The sequence below is a fragment of the Caldicellulosiruptor naganoensis genome (genome assembly GCF_026914285.1).
GTDB classification, from domain to species: domain Bacteria; phylum Bacillota; class Thermoanaerobacteria; order Caldicellulosiruptorales; family Caldicellulosiruptoraceae; genus Caldicellulosiruptor; species Caldicellulosiruptor naganoensis.
In genome coordinates, this window is the sequence record NZ_CP113864.1 from 1,215,085 (window position 1) to 1,233,534 (window position 18,450).

Sequence of the window (18,450 nt, forward strand, 5' to 3'; positions counted from 1 at the left end):
TAAAGAGGTGAAGGTATGATATGCAATTTGATAGGGCTGATAGAGTTGCTGAGGAAATAAAAAAAGAGATAAGTGATATAATTCAGCATGAGTTAAAAGACCCACGTATTTGTGCAGAACTTGTGAGCATTGTAAAGGTGAATATGAGTAAGGATTTGAGGCATGCAAAGGTCTTTGTCAGTATCTTTGACAAAGACAAAGAAAAGATTACAAGTACTATGAAAGCTTTAGAAAATGCAAAACCTTATATAAGAAGAGAGATTTCTCAAAGGATAAAGTTGAGGTTTTCACCAGAGATATCATTTGAGTTAGATGATTCAATAGAATACGGTGCAAGAATATCGCAAATTCTAAACCAATTGAAAATTTCAAAAAATGAAGAGGAAGAAGAAATACTTGAGGATGAAAGTGAAGGTGAACAGGAAAATTGATAGAGAGCAAGATTATAAACTGCCTTTTGAACTCAGACAGAATTGCAATTGTCTCACATGAAAATCCTGATGGGGATTGTATAGGTTCTATGCTTGCACTTTATTTGGCACTCACCAAGAAAGGCAAAGAGACGAGAATGTTTTTAAAAAACAATGTTCCAAAGAATCTTTCATTTCTGCCTGCTGCAGACAAGATTGAAGTCAAAGAGGAGATTTATGAGGTATTTGATGTTTTAGTGCTTCTTGACACTGGAGAACTTGAAAGAACGGGGATTAAGAATGTTCAAAATTGTTATAAAAAACTCATTAATATTGACCATCATATAACAAGTGAAGGAATAGGTGATTATTACTATATAAACTCATCAGCTGCAGCAACTGGTGAAATAATATACCAATTAGTAAAACTTATGGGTATTGATAACGACAAAGATATAGCAACTTGTCTTTATACGAGCATTTTTACTGACACGGGTGGGTTCAGGTATTCAAATACTACATCAGTAACACACCAAATTGCAGGTGACTTGATAAATATGGGAATTGACTTTGTATATATCATAAACAAAGTATTTGATGAGATGAGTCTTTCTAAGTTTAACCTTTTGAGAGATGCTCTTCAGACTTTAGAGCTCTTTGAAAACAACAGAGTAGCTTTTTTGACAATTACAAGAGAGATGTTTGAGAAAAACAATGCCTCGCGAGATGAAACAGAAAATATTATAAATTTTGCAAAGAATATTGAAGGTGTTGAAGTGGCTGCCCTGTTTATCGAAGAGGATGGCAGAATAAAGGTAAGTCTTAGGTCAAAGTACTATGTGGATGTTGCAGCAATTTCAAAAGACTTTGGAGGTGGAGGCCATCCCAGGGCAGCTGGTTTTAGCATAAACAGTAGCGACATAAGTCAAATCAAGAAGAGACTACTACAAAGGCTTAAAAGTGATGTTAAATGAACGGAATACTTTTAGTTGACAAGCCAGTTGGTCTTACTTCTCATGATGTTGTTGAGTACGTTAGAAAACTCTTTAAAACAAAAGTTGGACACAGCGGAACACTTGACCCATTTGCAACAGGACTTTTAGTGCTTTTGATAGGAGAGGCAACAAAACTTTCATCTTTTTTTACACAAGAAAAAAAGACCTATATAGCCACAATGCAATTTGGAATGAAAACAGATACACTTGATATAACTGGTAAAGTGTTGATGAAGAACAATGTCTTTATAAAGACAAGTGAAGTTGAAACTGTGCTGAAGAATCTAAAAGGGGAAATTGAACTTTTTGTTCCTCTCTATTCTGCAAAAAAGGTAAAAGGGAAAAAGCTATATGAGTATGCCAGAGAAGGAATTGATATTGAAATTCCAAGGATGAAGAGTATCATATATAATATAGAGATGATAAACTATTGCTATCCTTATCTAACCTTTAGAGTTGAGTGTAGCCACGGCACATATATTAGAAGCTTGGCTGAAGAGATAGCAAGAAGACTTGATACTATTGCTACTTTGACTATGCTTAGAAGAGTGAAAAGTGGTAGGTTTGATGTAAGCTCCTCTTTTACATTGGACCTTATTTCAAGAAAAACTATGGTTCCTTTGAAAAGTTTGATTTCAAATGAGATATTTATAAAGGAAAGTGCTTATAAAAAAGTAGTTAATGGCAATCCTTTAACATTGAAAGATATAAAAGAAATAAGACAAAGCAATGGAGTTTTTGCAGAATTTTACAAAACACAGTTAAGTGATACCTTTTTCGTTTACCAAAGAGTGGATGATAAGTTTAAATATCTATTGAAGGTGGAAAATAACAGATGAATATTTACAACAGGATTCTAAAAAGAAATGATACACCAGTAGTGGCTTTAGGTTTTTTTGATGGTTTTCACGTAGGACACAAGAAAGTATTTGAGGTTTTAAACTTAAATGCTAATCGGCGTAGAAAAGTTGTTTTTACATTCAAAAATCACCCTGACAAACTGCTTGGACTCGACCTTAGATATATCCTTACAAATAGTGAAAGATTAGAATTTTTTGAAAAGCATGGGATCGAAGATGTATATTTTATTGAATTCACAAAGGAGTTTATGCAAATAGATAAAGATAGATTTATTAAAGAGATTTTGATTGAAAAACTAAATGCTGGTTTAGTAGTGGTGGGATATGATTTTACATTTGGTTATAAAGCAGAGGGAAATAGTGAATATCTCTGTAAAAAACTTAAAGACTATGGCAGAGAGTGCATAGTAGTAGACCCTGTAACATGCAACGACCAAGTTGTATCAAGTACTCTTATTCGAAATTTAATAATGAATGGGAATATTCAGCTTGCAAACTCAATGTTAGGTTACAATTTTTTCGTAAATGGAATTGTTAAAAAAGGGAATAGAATTGGCAGGAAGTTAGGATTCCCCACCCTTAATATACGGTTTGACAAAAACAAACTCGTACCCAAAAGAGGAGTGTATGTTACAAATACTATTATTGACAGCAAAAGATATATATCCCTCACAAACGTAGGCTTCAATCCTACAGTGTCAAAAACCCAGAGTATAAAGATAGAAACACATGTTTTGGATTTTGAGGAAAAAATGTATGGTAAAAAGATTAAGATAGAGTTTATTGATTTTATACGCGAGGAGAGAAAATTTGAGAGCTTGCAAGAGCTGAAAACTCAGATTGAGAAAGATATAGAATATGTAAAAGCTTTATTTTGCAAAGCAACTCTATAGACATCGAAGAAGATTTTTGCTACAATATGCTATGTGTTAACCTGAATCCTTGTTAGAGGATGCTCCCAGCCTTTAACAAAGATTCAGGCATTTATAAAGGAAAGGGAGGTGTGAAAAGTAATGCTCACAAAAGAACAAAAGCAGGAAATAATCAGAAAATTCCAACTTCATGAATCTGATACAGGTTCTCCAGAGGTACAGATAGCTCTTTTGACAGAGAGAATAAATAGGCTAAACGAGCATTTGCAGATTCATAAAAAAGACTTTCATTCGAGAAGAGGCCTTTTGAAGATGGTAGGTCAGAGAAGGAAGCTTCTTAACTATCTAAAGAAGTATGACATCAACAGATATCGTGAACTAATTGAAAAATTAGGACTGAGAAAGTAAAATCACAAAAAAGTGGAGCGGTATAGCCGCTCCATTATTTTAGAGAGAGGTGATTGAGTTTGGAAAGTAAAATCTACAAAATGGAACTTGCCGGCAGAGAACTTAGTTTTGAAATTGGAAAGTATGCGCTTTTAGCAAACGGAGCAGTTTTGGCAAGGTATGGTGATACAGCTGTTTTAGTAACCGCTTGTGCTTCAGAAAAGCCAAGAGAGGGTATAAACTTTTTCCCGTTAACGGTTGATTACGAAGAGAGACTTTATTCTGTAGGGAAGATTCCTGGTGGTTTTATCAAAAGAGAAGGAAAACCTTCTGAAAAGGCAATTTTGTCTGCAAGGTTAATTGATAGGCCGATACGTCCTCTCTTTCCAAAAGACTTTTACCATGATGTATCTGTCATTGCAACAGTTTTATCAGTTGACCCTGACAATCCACCTGATGTTTTAGCTATGCTTGGATCATCAGTTGCTCTATCAATATCTGATATTCCATTTGAAGGTCCAACTGGTTCAGTGCTTGTGGGATATGTTGATGGAAAGATTGTAATTAATCCTACAGCAAAGGAAAGGGAAGTCAGCAAACTGCATCTTGTTGTCTCTGGTACAAAAGATAAAGTTATGATGATTGAAGCGGGTGCTCAAGAGATTCCAGAAGACATAATGCTTGAAGCTATAATGACTGCTCAAGAGGAGATTAAAAAGATTGTTGAGTTTATAGAGGGAATAGTAAAAGAAGTTGGGAAACCAAAGATGCAATATGAAAAAAGGATTGTTCCTGAAGAGATAAAACAGAAAGTAAGAGAACTTGCATATGAAAAGGTATATCAATATATTCAGATACCTGACAAGATAGAGAGGGATAAAAAACTTGACGAACTGAAAGAAGAAGTTTTTAAAGCATTTGAAGGCGAATCAGAAGACACGCTTCTTTTGGTTGACGATGCTCTTTACAACTTAGAAAAAGAGATTGTTCGAAAGATGATTGCTGAAGAAGGTAGAAGACCTGATGGAAGAAAGTTTGACGAAATCAGACCTTTATATGCTGAGGTAGGAATTTTACCAAGAACACACGGCTCTGCCCTTTTCAAAAGAGGTTATACACAAGTTCTAACAGTTGCAACGCTTGGAACAAAGAGTGAAATGCAGTTTTTAGACGGTCTTGAGGAAGAAGAGGCAAAAAGGTATATGCATCACTACAACTTCCCACCATATTCAACAGGGGAGTCAAAGCCAGTGAGAGGACCCGGCAGAAGAGAAATAGGTCATGGTGCTTTGGCAGAAAGGGCACTTGAGCCTGTTATACCATCAGAAGATGAGTTTCCATACACTATACGACTTGTGTCAGAAGTTTTGACATCAAACGGGTCAACCTCTCAGGCAAGCGTTTGTGGTAGTACGCTTGCATTGATGGATGCGGGTGTTCCTATAAAGGCACCTGTTGCAGGTATTTCAATTGGTCTTATTACAAAAGAGGACGGTAGTTTTATCACACTTACCGACATCCAAGGGATAGAAGATTTCTTTGGCGATATGGACTTTAAAGTAGCTGGAACGCGAGAAGGTATCACTGCTATTCAGCTTGATATAAAAATTCATGGTCTTACAAGAGAAATAATTGAAAAAGCGTTGTATCAAGCAAGAGAGGCAAGACTTAAGATTTTAGATTTTATGCAGACTGTGATTGACAAACCTAGAAGTGAACTTTCACCGTATGCTCCAAAGATATTCAAAACTACAGTTGATCCTGAAAAAATTCGCGACATAATAGGTCCTGGTGGCAAAATGATTCACAAAATCATTGCAGAGACAAACGTAAAGATTGATATAGAGCCAGATGGTAGAATATTTGTAGCTGCACCTGATGATATCTCAGGAAATAGAGCAATTAGCATGATTGAAGGCATAGGCCGTGAGATTGAGGTAGGACAGTTCTTCTTAGGTAAAGTTACACGAACAGCTTCTTACGGAGCATTTGTTGAGATATACCCAGGTAAAGAAGGACTTGTACACATTTCCCAGCTTGACAACAGAAGATTAAAGTCGGTTGATGAGGTTGTGAAGGTTGGAGACCTGGTGTTAGTAAAAGTAATTGGAATTGACAAACTTGGGAGAATTGCACTTTCTCGAAAAGAAGCTTTAAATGTCACATATTCGCGCAGGGCAAAATAACAAAGAAAGCATAAACCATAGAAAATGGCTTATGCTTTCTTTTATTTTTTACTTAATGAACTTTTCTTTTTGAAATACCTTAAAAATCCAATTGAATGATGTAACAAGCATCAAGGCTATTGCAATACTTCCAGCAACCAAAAGTGTTTGGATGCCTGTTTTTATTGCACTGTCAAAGTGACTTTTTATAAGTGCAATCATTGTATTATACATTCCAGCGCCTGGTACAAGAGGTATTATGCCGGGTATAAGAAAGATTGGCACAGGATTTTTAAGAAGTCTTGCAAAAATCTCTGACAATTTACTAACCGTCAATGCAGCAAAAAACACCCCTATAATAGGAGAAAAGCTTAACCGTAAAAATATTATGTTAACAAGCCAGCCAAACATACCGATTATACCACAATAAAACAGGGTTTTTTTAGGTGAATTTGTTAAGATTGCAAATGAAAAACTTACAAAAAATGCTGAGAAAAGTTGAAACCAGATACTTTGTTCCACGTTTTTGTACCTCCTTTATTTTAAAATGCTTAGGGCAATTCCTGCTCCAGTTGCAATGAAAATGGCTATCAAAGATGCTTCAACGCCTCTTGCAACACCAGAAAGAAGGTCACCTGCAATTGTATCTCTTATTGCATTTGTTATTGCAACACCGGGGGTCATGATCATAACAGAGCCAATGATTATCTTATCTAAGTTAATTCCAAGATGGAAATTAACGGTTATCAAAGCCAAGGTAGCTGTTGAAAAACCACCTATGATATAAGAAATAAAATAAGAAAGATTTTTTGAGTTAAGAATGTTGAGCACTATTTGAGTAAATAGGCCAACAAAAAAGGCAGATATTGCATCCAACATCTTTCCGCCGAAAAGTATTGTAGAAAAACAACATACTAAAGCTGCTGCAAGTGGGGTTATCTTATTACTATATCCCTTTTTGTTTTGTATATCATTCAAAATTTTAATAGCTTTTTCATAAGTGAAATCATGCTTTTCAAAATCTCTTGAAAACTGGTTGACAAGAGATATTTTGTTTAAGTCAATTGTTCTATTTTTTATTCTCTTAGAAATGGTCAAAAGATTGTTCTTTTCATCCGCAACTGTTGCTACAATTCCGGTAGGGATGACAAAGCTTTCGTTGAATTTCAGATTTCCTTTTGAACATATCCGTACCATTGTATCTTCAACTCTGTAAGTTTCTGCTCCATTTTTGAGCATGATCTCCCCAGCTAACAGCGCAACTTCAATAAGTTCCTTTGGAGTCATCATCTTGAATTAAATCTTCCTTTCTGTTTAGTTTTCAAAGACTTATAATATGATTATATAGTAATTTAAACTTTCTTGTGAACATTCAGTTTTATGCTCTACTTTTCCAAGGTGATTGACTTTAAAAGCAAAGCTAAAATATAATATACAAAAAAGCAAATTTGGTGTATAATCATAAATCGCGAACATTGTATATTAAAGATTAAAAAAAACATTCGGAAAGGGAGATGTAAATGTATTTCTATAATTTGGTAAAAGATACTGACCCTGAAATAGCTGAGGCAATTAAAAATGAGCTAAAAAGGCAGCAAAGTAAGATTGAGCTCATTGCTTCTGAAAACTTTGTGTCAGTTGCTGTTATGGCAGCAATGGGTTCACCTTTGACAAATAAATATGCGGAAGGATATCCTAACAAAAGGTATTACGGTGGCTGTGAGTACATTGATGTTATTGAGTCAATTGCAATTGAAAGAGCAAAAAAACTGTTTGGGGCAGAGCATGCGAATGTGCAGCCACACTCTGGTGCTCAGGCAAATATGGCTGTGTATTTTGCAGTGTTGAATCCTGGAGATACCATACTTGGCATGAATCTTTCACATGGTGGACATCTTACACATGGAAGTCCAGTTAACTTTTCTGGTAAACTTTACAATATTGTGTCCTATGGTGTTAACCCTGAAACAGAGACAATAGATTATGATGAAGTATTAAGGTTGGCAAAAGAGCACAGACCCAAGCTGATTTTGGCGGGTGCCTCTGCATATCCAAGAGTTATTGACTTCAAAAAGTTTAGAGAAATAGCTGATGAAGTTGGAGCATATTTGATGGTTGACATGGCACACATTGCAGGCTTGGTTGCTGCAGGGCTTCATCCATCACCTGTTGAATATGCTGATTTTGTGACCACAACAACTCATAAGACACTTAGAGGTCCTCGAGGGGGGTTAATCCTCTGCAAAGAAAAATATGCAAAGCTGATTGACAAGTCTATATTCCCTGGCATTCAAGGTGGACCTTTAGAACATGTGATTGCAGCAAAAGCAGTTGCTCTGAAGGAGGCAATGACAGAAGAGTTTAAAAACTATCAGATGCAGATTCTTAAAAACGCTAAAGCTCTCAGCTCAAGACTAATAGAAAGAGGATTTAGATTAGTTAGCGGTGGTACAGACAATCATTTGATGCTTGTTGATTTGCGAAACAAGGGTATTACTGGCAGAGATGCAGAAAAAAGACTTGACAGTTTGAATATAACATGTAATAAAAATGCAATTCCTTTTGATACTCAAAGCCCGATGGTGACGAGTGGCATAAGGCTTGGTACACCAGCTGTGACAACCCGTGGTTTTAAAGAAGAGGACATGGTAGAAGTTGCTGACATCATTCACGATGCTTTGACAAACTCTGATTCAGATGAGAATATATTGCAAAGAGTTAAGGCGTTGTGTGAAAAGTATCCACTTTATAGCGAATTTAAAGAGTAAAAATGAAGCTCTGGTGAGTTTGAAATGGATTTTTTTCAGTATTTAGGGAATAAAAGACTAAAAAAAGAGTCTCCTCTGGCATATAAGTTAAGACCTAAGCGACTTGAAGATATTGTCGGACAAGACCACATTTTGGGTGAAGGAAAACCTCTTTATAATCTCATAAAAAATGATAAGCTTACTTCTATAATTCTATATGGACCGCCGGGTACGGGGAAAACAACAATTGCACATGTTATTGCCAATGTTACAAATAAGAATTTTAAATCAATAAATGCTACTATTGCTGGAATAAATGATATAAAAAAGATTATAGATGAGGCAAAGTTTGAATTTTCTCAAGATGGTAAAAAGACAATATTATTTATTGATGAAATACACAGGTTTAACAAGCTTCAACAGGATGCACTTTTACCATCTGTTGAAGAGGGAACAATAGTGTTAATCGGTGCAACAACCGAAAACCCATTTTATGAGGTAAACAAAGCACTGGTGTCACGATCACTTGTGTTTGAACTCTATCCTTTAAAACAAGAAGATATCATTAAGATAATTGACAGGGCAATCACGGATAAAGAAAATGGTCTTGGAGAAATGAAAGTTAAAATAGATGAAGAAACCAAAAAGTTTATCTCCAAACTTTCAAATGGAGATGCGAGGGTTGCTTTGAATATTTTAGAAGCCTGTGTGTATTCAACTAAACCTCTGCAAGATGGGAGCATTGTAATTACACAAGAAATGGTCAGCAATCTTTCAAGCAAGAAAGTTAGCTTATACGATGCTACAGGTGATATGCATTATGATACAATCTCGGCATTTATTAAAAGTGTCAGGGGTTCTGACCCTGACGCTGCTTTGTTTTATCTTGCAAAAATGCTGGAAAGTGGCGAAGATATTAAGTTTATTGCCAGAAGACTTATAATCTTAGCAGCAGAGGATATTGGTTTGGCAGATCCTATGGCACTAAATGTAGCAACAGCTGCTGCATGGGCTTGCGAGTTTGTTGGTATGCCGGAGGCTCGGATAATCTTATCTGAGGCTACTATATATCTTGCATGTGCTCCAAAAAGTAACTCAGCATATTTAGCAATTGAAAAGGCTCTTGAAGATGCTAAAAGTATTCCTATCAAAAGCATACCTATGCATCTTAGGATGGCTTCACATGGTGAGCAGAGAATTGGACATGGGGTTGGGTATCTCTATCCTCATGATTATAAAAATCATTGGGTAAAACAACAATACTTACCAGATGAGCTTGTGGGAAGAAGATATTATTATCCTACTGAAATGGGAAGAGAAAAGGATATAAAAGAGTACATGGAAAAGCTAAAAAAAGAAGATAGTAACTGAATTAACTAATGCATCTAAAGGTACAAGTAAAACGAGAGGAGTAAAAGAAGATGGAAATTGCAAGTTTAGCCTTAAAACTTCACAAGGAGCACAGAGGAAAAATAGCCCTAAAAAGTAAGGTGCCAATAAGTGATGCCAATGATTTGAGCATCTATTACACTCCTGGTGTTGCAGAGCCATGTAAAGAGATTGCAAAAGATAGAGAACTTGTTTATGAGTACACATCAAAGTCTAACTGGGTTGCTGTTGTTACAAATGGAACTGCTGTTTTGGGCTTGGGTGACATTGGGACTTATGCTGGTCTTCCAGTAATGGAAGGGAAGGCAGTTTTATTTAAGGAGTTTGGTGGAGTTGATGCTTTTCCAATCTGTATTAATTCAAAGGATGTGGAAGAGATTGTAAAAGTGACAAAACTTATTCAACCTTCATTTGGAGGAATTAATTTAGAAGATATAGCTGCTCCTTCTTGCTTCGAGATAGAAGAAAGGCTCATAAATGAGCTTGAGATTCCTGTGTTTCATGATGACCAGCATGGCACAGCAGTTGTTGCATTGGCTGCGTTGATAAATTCTTTAAAGCTTGTAAATAAAAAAATCTCGGATGTTAAAATAGTCATTAATGGAGCTGGGGCAGCTGGAATTGCAGTAGCTCAACTTTTAATAAAATATGGTGCAAAAAACATTATAATTTGTGACAAATATGGTGCAATTTATGAGAGCAGAGAAGAAGGTATGAACAAATATAAGCAACAAATAGCAAAAATAACTAATAGAAATCATTTAAAAGGATCTATTCATGATGTGATTAAAAGTGCTGACGTTTTTATTGGACTATCTGTTGCGAATGTACTTGATGAAGAGGATGTAAAGAATATGGCAAAAGATGCTATAGTTATGGCAATGGCAAATCCTATACCCGAAATTATGCCAGACAAAGCAAGAAAAGCAGGTGCAAGGGTTGTGTGCACAGGCCGTTCAGATTTTAACAATCAAGTAAACAATGTGCTGGCTTTTCCCGGCATTTTTAGAGGTGCACTTGACGTGAGGGCAAGAAAAATAACTGATGAGATGAAAATTGCAGCAGCAGAGGCAATAGCAAAGATTGCAGAGGAAAATTTGAGTGAAGATTATGTAATTCCAAATGCGCTGGATAAAAGAGTTCCATATGAGGTTGCTTTAGCTGTGGCAAGAAAGGCGATTGACCAAGGTATTGCAAGGGTCAACTTAACTGAAGAAGCTCTTCAAAGGGAAATTTCACTTATGTTGAATATGTAGAATTGTACACTTTTATAGAGAAATCTTTAAAAAAATGCCCGTTTGAAAGGGCGTTTTTTTTGTAGACAGTAGTTGCAAGATGTAATATAATTTTTATCAGGTTCATCTTTATAATTGCGTTGTGTTTTAGCTAAATGTTAATAAATAACATTTATGATAAAAAAACTGGGACTTCAAAGTAATGGATTGTTAAAAACGGGAGGAAGTTTTGTGAACGCTAAAAAAATGGCCATCGAAAGAGAATACATAAAAATTTCATGGTTTTTAATAGGAGCTATAGTTGTTTATTTAGTTTTTGACAAGCTTGTAATTACGAATGAGACGGGCTTTTCTTCATTTTCTGACTGGCTTGTACCCCTTATATTTTTGTTTGTTTCAGTAGGTTATAACCTTTTTAAAGTATGGCTCTTTAAAAGCGATACTGAGCTCAGTGAGGAGATTTATAAATACCTCAAGTTTTTTGAGGTTATAAATCTTGTCTTTTTCTTTGGATATGAAAAGTTATTTGATCTTATGTTTGTTGTGTCTCTCATATTTTTATTCTATCTCCAAAAAGTTAAAATAGGAAGTATTAAGCAAGTTATAGCATTCCTTATCGTCTCTTATATTTTCTTCATTTTTCGCGATTTTTTATTAAAGAATATAAGTATCGAGGTCTTGAAAAATCTATTTTACACCCTTTTTTATATTTTTTGGATTTACAATGTTGAAAAAATTGAGGTTATTGACAAGGCTTCTATTTCTGAATTAGAAACTCGTACACAGAAAATGGAAGAACAGTTAAAAGATCTAATGGAGTCAAATAAGGCTAAGGATATAAAAATAAAGGAATTAGAAAAGGAAATAAGCAATCTTAAGGAGATAAATAAAAGATTGAATGTTTCACTTGGTGAATTCTTTAATCTCCAAGAAATCAGTAAAATAATAACTCAAATTTTAGACACTAATGAACTTTTAAAATTCGTTAATGATGTATTAATTGGTGTGACTGGAGTTGACAAGAGTTCAATTTTACTTTTTAATAGAGACAAGACAGAACTGTATGTTGCCTACTCAAATCTTCCTGAAAGTGATCAAAAGGAGAGTTTCAAACAAGAGAATATTGAATGGCTTAAAAATGTTGCTTTGAATTGTGAAAATGGATATAGAAATAGAATAAATCCCAAAGAATGTCCTTTTCTCACTGGAAGAGCTACAAAGTCAATCATGTATGCGTCCTTAGCAACTAAAAATGATAAATATGGTATTATTTTGCTTGAACATGTACTTGAAAATATCTTTACAGAGGACAATTTAAGATTTTTAACTTCTATTGCTGCACAGGTCTCAATTGCGTTAGAGAACTCAAGTTTATATCAACAGATGAGAAGCATGGCAATGGTTGATGGTTTAACCGGCGCATATAACAGGATTTATTTATATGAGGTATTAGAAACTGAGATTGAAAGTTCGAGAGGCAGGTACCCTATCAGCATTGCATTGTTCGACGTAGACAATTTCAAGAAACTCAATGATACCTATGGACATTTGTTTGGGGATAAAGTACTGCAAACAATTGTAAAAGTTGCAAAAGAAAAGATTAGAAAAGGAGATATTGTGGCAAGATACGGGGGAGAGGAGTTTGTAATTGTCTTTAACCATCTTGAAAGTTCGGAGGCTTACAAGGTTGTTGAGAGGATAAGAAGGACAATTGAAAACGAAACTATAGAAGACAATCTTATACAAACAAAAGTTACAGTTAGCTTTGGAATAGCTTCTTATCCTGCCCATGCCGATAATGTTAAGGACTTAATAAAATGTGCTGATATTGCAATGTATCATGCAAAAAGCAGTGGTAAGAATTGTACTGTAATTTATGATCAGGAAATGGAGATGAAAGGATGAGATGTCCTTACTGCGGATATGAGGATAGCAAGGTTGTTGATACAAGACCTGCTGATGAGGGAAGGACAATTAAAAGAAGAAGAGAGTGCTTAAAATGTCAAAAGAGATTCACAACGTTCGAAAAAGTGGAAAGGCAACCTGTTTTGGTTATTAAAAAAGATAATCGCCGTGAAGAATTTGATAGAAGCAAAATTCTCAACGGTATTATAAAAGCATGTCAAAAAAGGCCTGTGTCTATTGAGCAGATGAACAAAATAGTTGATGAGATTGAAAATGAGATTTATAACTCAATGAGAGATGAAATTTCCTCAAGAGAAATAGGCGAGATGGTTATGGAAAAGTTAAAAAAACTTGATGAAATATCTTATGTGCGATTTGCCTCTGTTTACAGACAATTTAAAGACATAAATACCTTTATAGAAGAGCTTCAGAAACTTTTAACAGAAAAGATAGAATAATTTTGAGAAAGATTGAGAAAAATAAATATCAGACCGGGAAAACTTCAAAAAATCATGAAATTTGGACAAATTTGAATGTTGAGATGAATGTGAAAAAATGTATAATAGTAAGTGAAAGTCAAAGATAGTCAAAATCAAATTGCAAGTGGCGATGTTTCGCCACTTCAAAAGCCTTTCCAAAGTCAAAAAAAGTCAAAAGGAGGGTGATGTAAAATGTTAAGAGACATTATTCCATTTGGAAGAAGACCATTTGACATCATGAGAAGAATTGAAAAAGAGTTTTTTGACATTGACGAGTGGTTTGAGGATTTCTTTGTACCATTTGAGAAGGGTGCAAGATTTATGAGGACAGACATTAAAGAGACTGAAAATGAATATATCATTGAGGCTGAACTTCCAGGAGTCAAAAAAGAGGACATCAAGATAGAGCTATATGACAATAGACTTACTATAAAGGCAGAGACCAAGAGAGAAGAAAAGGAAGAGAGAGAAAACTTTATCAGAAGAGAAAGAAGGTACGGTGCATTTAGCAGAACATTCTACCTTGACAACGTTAAAGAGGATGGCATTAAAGCAAAATACGAGGACGGAATTTTGAAAATTATACTTCCCAAAGAAAAACCATCAAAACCAAATGTCAGAACAATTGACATCGAATAAAGATTAATCAGGGAAGGTAAAGACCTTCCCTGATTGTTTTATGCTAAAATTTGAATGTGAGGTGAGAGAAATATGAATATGGACAAATTCACACAAAGCCTGCAGACTGCGCTTTTGGATGCACAAAATACTGCTATATTACACAAACATCAGGAGATAGGAATAGAACATTTGCACTACGCACTTGTCAATGAAGATGACAAACTAATTGCAAAGATACTCAGGAATATGGGAATAAATACAGAAGCATACAAAAAAGATACAGAAGATCAACTAAAAAAGATACCAATGGTATATGGTCCTGGGGCATCGGCTGTGTATGTAAATAGATTCTTAAATGAAATACTCTTGAGGGCAGAAGATGAGGCAAAGAAGTTTAAAGATGAGTATATCAGTGTTGAACATGTATATCTTGCAATGATAGATTATGACCATCCTTCTACAAAAACTATATTCAGAAAGTATGGAATTAACCGTGAGAAATTCTTACAGCAACTTTACAAGATAAGAGGGAATCAGAGAATAACAAACCCCAATCCTGAAGAGACATATGAGGTTTTGAAAAAGTATGGTAGGGACCTTACTGACCTTGCACGAAAAGGGAAACTTGACCCAGTGATTGGAAGAGACGAAGAGATAAGAAGAGTAATTCAGATTCTTTCGAGAAGGACAAAAAACAACCCTGTTTTGATTGGTGAGCCTGGTGTCGGAAAGACAGCTATTGTAGAAGGGCTTGCTCAGAGAATTGTCAAAGGCGATGTTCCAGAGGGATTAAAAGGCAAGACAATTTTTGCACTTGATTTAGGTGCATTGATAGCTGGTGCAAAATACAGAGGAGAGTTTGAAGAAAGACTAAAAGCAGTTTTGAATGAGATTACGGCATCAGAGGGCAGAATAATTCTTTTCATTGATGAGATTCATAACATAGTTGGTGCCGGAAGAGCAGAAGGTGCAATGGATGCAGGAAATCTTTTGAAACCTATGCTTGCAAGAGGAGAACTTCACTGTATAGGTGCAACTACAATTGATGAGTACAGAAAATACATTGAAAAGGATGCGGCATTAGAAAGAAGATTTCAACCTGTGTTGGTCAATCCGCCATCTGTCGAGGATACAATTTCTATCTTAAGAGGACTCAAAGAGAGATTTGAGATTCATCATGGTGTCAGAATTACGGACGATGCTTTGATTGCTGCGGCAAAGCTTTCTGATAGATATATCACAGACAGATTCTTGCCAGACAAGGCAATTGACCTCATTGATGAAGCAGCTGCCCTTTTGAGAACAGAGATAGACTCAATGCCCACCGAGCTTGATGAGATTACAAGAAAGATTATGCAGCTGAAAATTGAAAAGAATGTGTTGCAAAAAGAAGAAAATCCCAGCGCACAACAGAGGTTAGAGGAAATAGATAAAGAAATTGCTGAGCTAAATGACAGAGCAAATAAGCTTTCTGCCCAGTGGGAATATGAAAAAGAACTTATCAAAGAAGTAAGACAAATAAAAGAAGAAATAGAAAATGTTAAAATTCAAATAGAAGAAGCAGAGAGAAACTACGATTTGAATAAACTCTCTGAACTCAAATATGGAAAACTGTTAGATCTTCAAAAGAGGCTTGAACAAAAGCGTCAAGAGTTAGAAAAGATACCTCCTGAAAAAAGACTTTTAAAAGAAGAGGTTACAGAAGAGGAAATTGCAAAGATTGTGTCAAAGTGGACTGGTATTCCTGTTGCAAAGCTTGTTGAAACAGAAAGACAGAAGATTTTAGAGCTTGACAAAATTCTCCACAGAAGAGTTGTCGGTCAGGATGAAGCTATTGAGGCTGTTTGCAACGCTATAATGAGAGCACGGGCTGGGATAAAAGATCCGCGAAAACCAATTGGAACCTTTTTATTCTTAGGACCAACTGGTGTCGGTAAGACAGAGCTTGCACGAGCCTTAGCAGAAGCATTATTTGATTCTGAGAACAACATGATAAGAATTGACATGACAGAATATATGGAAAAGCACTCTGTCTCAAGGTTAATTGGTGCTCCTCCTGGTTATGTTGGGTATGAGGAAGGAGGACAGCTGACTGAGGCTGTCAGGACAAAGCCTTATTCTGTTGTATTATTCGATGAAATTGAAAAGGCTCACCATGATGTGTTCAATATACTCCTTCAGATAATGGATGATGGAAGACTTACAGATTCAAAAGGAAGAACAGTAGACTTTAAAAATACCATTATAATAATGACGTCAAACTTGGGAAGTGAATATCTTTTGAATGCAAACATTTCAAATGGTGAAATTGATGAAAATACAAGAAAGCTCATAGACAGAGAGCTAAAAGCTCACTTTAGACCCGAGTTTCTAAACAGACTTGATGAGATAATAATCTTCAGACCTCTTACAAAAGATCAGGTAATAAAAATTATTGACCTGAGAGTTGCTGAAATTCAACAAAAGCTCATTGAAAAAGGGATTTCAATTGTACTTACTCCAAGAGCAAAAGAGTATGTAATGGAAAATGCATTTGATGTAAACTTTGGCGCAAGACCAATAAAGAGGTTCTTACAAAAAAATGTTGAAACATTGATTGCAAAAGAGATTTTAAAGGGTACTATTAATGAGGGAGATAGTGTTACTGTTGACGTTGAAGATGGCAAGTTTGTAATAACAAAATAAGGACTATCTCGGAAAGAGCCAAAAAAGACGAGATAGTCCTTTTTTTATTTGTCTTTTTACTTGAAAATCATCAAATATTACAATATAATAGCTTAAAAAGTTCGTAATTTCCAATTTATTATATTCTACAATGTACATAATCAGGAAGGATGGTAGGTTGGGATGATTTGGTCAGAATATGAAAAACTAAATAGAAAACAATAATGAAGAGCTACAATTTGAAAGGCTTAAAAGGACGGTAGAAAGGGTCTATGAAAATGTTCCTTTTTACCGTAAAAAATTTGATGAAATTGGAGTAAAGCCACATCACATCAAAACTCTCAAAGACATCCAACTTCTTCCCTTCACAACAAAAGACGATTTAAGAGAAAACTATACATATGGACTCTTTGCTGTTCCTCTTTCAAAGATTGTTAGAATTCATACTTCCTCAGGTACAACAGGAAAACCTACAGTTGTCGGATACACCAAACACGATATGGAGGTCTGGACAGAGGTTGTAGCAAGAATTGTAACAGCAGCCGGTGTAAGAGAACATGACCTTGCCCAGATAGCGTTTGGTTATGGGCTTTTTACAGGAGCATTTGGACTTCGTCAGGGCTTAGAAAGAGTCGGTGCGACTGTAATTCCTATTTCAAGCGGCAATACAGAAAAACAACTTATGGTAATGCAAGATTTTGGTGCAACAGTTTTGGTTTGTACTCCATCTTATGCACTTTACATGGATGAGGTTGCAAATGAACTCAACATTGACAGGTCAAAGCTAAAACTTAGGTTAGGATTATTTGGTGCAGAGAACTCCACAGTTGAGATGAGGCGACAGATAGAGAAAAAATGGGGGCTCTTTGCAACAGAAAACTATGGACTGTCTGAGATTATCGGGCCGGGTGTTTCTGGTGAGTGTAAGTATCGAGAAGGGCTTCATATAAACGAAGACCATTTCTATCCAGAGATTATAAACCCAGAGACAGACGAAATTTTACCAAAGGGTAAAATAGGTGAACTTGTATTAACAACACTTACAAAAGAAGGTATGCCACTTATAAGATATAGGACAAGAGATATTACATCATTGATTTATGAACCGTGCAAATGTGGTAGAACAAACGTCAGAATGACATCTGTAAAAGGACGTACAGATGATATGCTTATAATCAGGGGTGTAAACGTGTTTCCTTCACAAATAGAAAGTGTTTTAATGGGAATTGAAGAAATAGGCCCTCACTATCAGTTGGTTGTTACAAGAAAAGGTTATTTAGATGATTTGGAAGTACATGCTGAGCTTGTAGATGGCAAGCTTTCAGAAAGATATGCTGAACTTGAAAAGTTAGAAAATAAGATAAAGCATAGGATATACACTGTGTTGGGATTATATGTAAAAGTAAAATTAGTAGAGCCAAAGATTTTAGAGAAAACAACAGGAAAAGCAAAAAAGGTTATCGATTTGAGGAAACCGAATTGAAAAACAAAAAGCAAATTGGAGGCTGACACATTTGAGACGACTTATGCTTGGGAATGAAGCTGTTGCCAGAGGTTGCTTTGAAGCAGGAGTTAGGGTTGCAACTGCTTCCCTGGTACACCTTCTACAGAAATTACAGAGTACATATCAAACTACAAAGAAATTTACTGTAAATGGGCACCAAATGAAAAGGTAGCATTAGAAGTTGCAATTAGACCTTCTGTCTATGGGAAAAGAGCAA

Annotated in this window: 15 protein-coding genes and 1 pseudogene; 14 read left to right on the plus strand and 2 right to left on the minus strand. The window is 35.5% G+C overall.

Annotated features, from left to right (window positions below):
- The first annotated feature begins 20 nt into the window (after positions 1 to 20).
- From rbfA to OTJ99_RS05985, 6 genes are all read left to right on the plus strand, one after another.
- Positions 21 to 431, plus strand: coding sequence for a 30S ribosome-binding factor RbfA (gene rbfA / locus OTJ99_RS05960; RefSeq protein WP_045164873.1), 411 nt, complete (start codon positions 21 to 23; stop codon positions 429 to 431).
- The gene (locus OTJ99_RS05965; RefSeq protein WP_045164872.1) at positions 428 to 1,384 is read left to right on the plus strand and encodes a DHH family phosphoesterase; all 957 of its coding nucleotides are present in this window, start codon (positions 428 to 430) and stop codon (positions 1,382 to 1,384) included. Before rbfA ends, OTJ99_RS05965 begins: the two co-directional genes overlap by 4 nt.
- Positions 1,381 to 2,244, plus strand: a complete 864-nt coding sequence (truB, locus tag OTJ99_RS05970) for a tRNA pseudouridine(55) synthase TruB (protein WP_045164871.1) — start codon at positions 1,381 to 1,383, stop codon at positions 2,242 to 2,244. Before OTJ99_RS05965 ends, truB begins: the two co-directional genes overlap by 4 nt.
- Entirely contained in the window at positions 2,241 to 3,158 is a 918-nt protein-coding gene (locus OTJ99_RS05975) for a bifunctional riboflavin kinase/FAD synthetase (RefSeq protein WP_045164870.1), read from the plus strand. The genes truB and OTJ99_RS05975 overlap by 4 nt, the downstream gene beginning before the upstream one ends.
- Positions 3,159 to 3,278: 120 nt before the next feature.
- The gene (gene rpsO, locus OTJ99_RS05980) at positions 3,279 to 3,545 is read left to right on the plus strand and encodes a 30S ribosomal protein S15 (RefSeq protein WP_045164869.1); all 267 of its coding nucleotides are present in this window, start codon (positions 3,279 to 3,281) and stop codon (positions 3,543 to 3,545) included.
- Between the two features lie 59 nt (positions 3,546 to 3,604).
- Positions 3,605 to 5,710, plus strand: coding sequence for a polyribonucleotide nucleotidyltransferase (locus OTJ99_RS05985; RefSeq protein WP_045164868.1), 2,106 nt, complete (start codon positions 3,605 to 3,607; stop codon positions 5,708 to 5,710).
- Between the two features lie 48 nt (positions 5,711 to 5,758).
- Here OTJ99_RS05985 and OTJ99_RS05990 read toward each other — a convergent pair whose 3' ends face one another.
- Complete coding sequence (locus OTJ99_RS05990; protein ID WP_045164867.1) at positions 5,759 to 6,211, minus strand: threonine/serine exporter family protein; 453 nt, start codon at positions 6,209 to 6,211, stop codon at positions 5,759 to 5,761.
- A gap of 15 nt (positions 6,212 to 6,226) precedes the next feature.
- The gene (locus tag OTJ99_RS05995; protein WP_045164866.1) at positions 6,227 to 6,979 is read right to left on the minus strand and encodes a threonine/serine exporter family protein; all 753 of its coding nucleotides are present in this window, start codon (positions 6,977 to 6,979) and stop codon (positions 6,227 to 6,229) included.
- A 230-nt stretch (positions 6,980 to 7,209) separates the two neighbouring features.
- On the opposite strand from OTJ99_RS05995, the gene OTJ99_RS06000 reads away from it, so the two are divergent.
- The 8 genes and pseudogenes from OTJ99_RS06000 to OTJ99_RS06035 all read left to right on the plus strand — a co-directional run bounded on the left by OTJ99_RS06000 (position 7,210) and on the right by OTJ99_RS06035 (position 18,212).
- Positions 7,210 to 8,457, plus strand: a complete 1,248-nt coding sequence (locus OTJ99_RS06000; RefSeq protein ID WP_045164865.1) for a serine hydroxymethyltransferase — start codon at positions 7,210 to 7,212, stop codon at positions 8,455 to 8,457.
- A gap of 24 nt (positions 8,458 to 8,481) precedes the next feature.
- Positions 8,482 to 9,807 (plus strand): replication-associated recombination protein A, encoded by a 1,326-nt coding sequence (locus OTJ99_RS06005; protein ID WP_045164864.1) that lies wholly within the window; start codon positions 8,482 to 8,484, stop codon positions 9,805 to 9,807.
- 50 nt (positions 9,808 to 9,857) lie between these two features.
- On the plus strand, positions 9,858 to 11,081 hold the full coding sequence (locus OTJ99_RS06010; protein WP_045164863.1) for an NAD(P)-dependent malic enzyme: 1,224 nt from the start codon (positions 9,858 to 9,860) through the stop codon (positions 11,079 to 11,081).
- 225 nt (positions 11,082 to 11,306) lie between these two features.
- Entirely contained in the window at positions 11,307 to 12,965 is a 1,659-nt protein-coding gene (locus OTJ99_RS06015; RefSeq protein WP_408612531.1) for a sensor domain-containing diguanylate cyclase, read from the plus strand.
- On the plus strand, positions 12,962 to 13,423 hold the full coding sequence (gene nrdR, locus OTJ99_RS06020) for a transcriptional regulator NrdR (RefSeq protein WP_045164861.1): 462 nt from the start codon (positions 12,962 to 12,964) through the stop codon (positions 13,421 to 13,423). The genes OTJ99_RS06015 and nrdR overlap by 4 nt, the downstream gene beginning before the upstream one ends.
- Positions 13,424 to 13,636: 213 nt before the next feature.
- The gene (locus tag OTJ99_RS06025; RefSeq protein WP_045164860.1) at positions 13,637 to 14,083 is read left to right on the plus strand and encodes an Hsp20/alpha crystallin family protein; all 447 of its coding nucleotides are present in this window, start codon (positions 13,637 to 13,639) and stop codon (positions 14,081 to 14,083) included.
- Positions 14,084 to 14,155: 72 nt separating this feature from the next.
- The gene (clpB, locus tag OTJ99_RS06030; RefSeq protein WP_045164859.1) at positions 14,156 to 16,750 is read left to right on the plus strand and encodes an ATP-dependent chaperone ClpB; all 2,595 of its coding nucleotides are present in this window, start codon (positions 14,156 to 14,158) and stop codon (positions 16,748 to 16,750) included.
- A 162-nt stretch (positions 16,751 to 16,912) separates the two neighbouring features.
- A pseudogene (locus tag OTJ99_RS06035) lies at positions 16,913 to 18,212 on the plus strand (phenylacetate--CoA ligase family protein).
- The last annotated feature ends 238 nt before the right edge of the window (positions 18,213 to 18,450 follow it).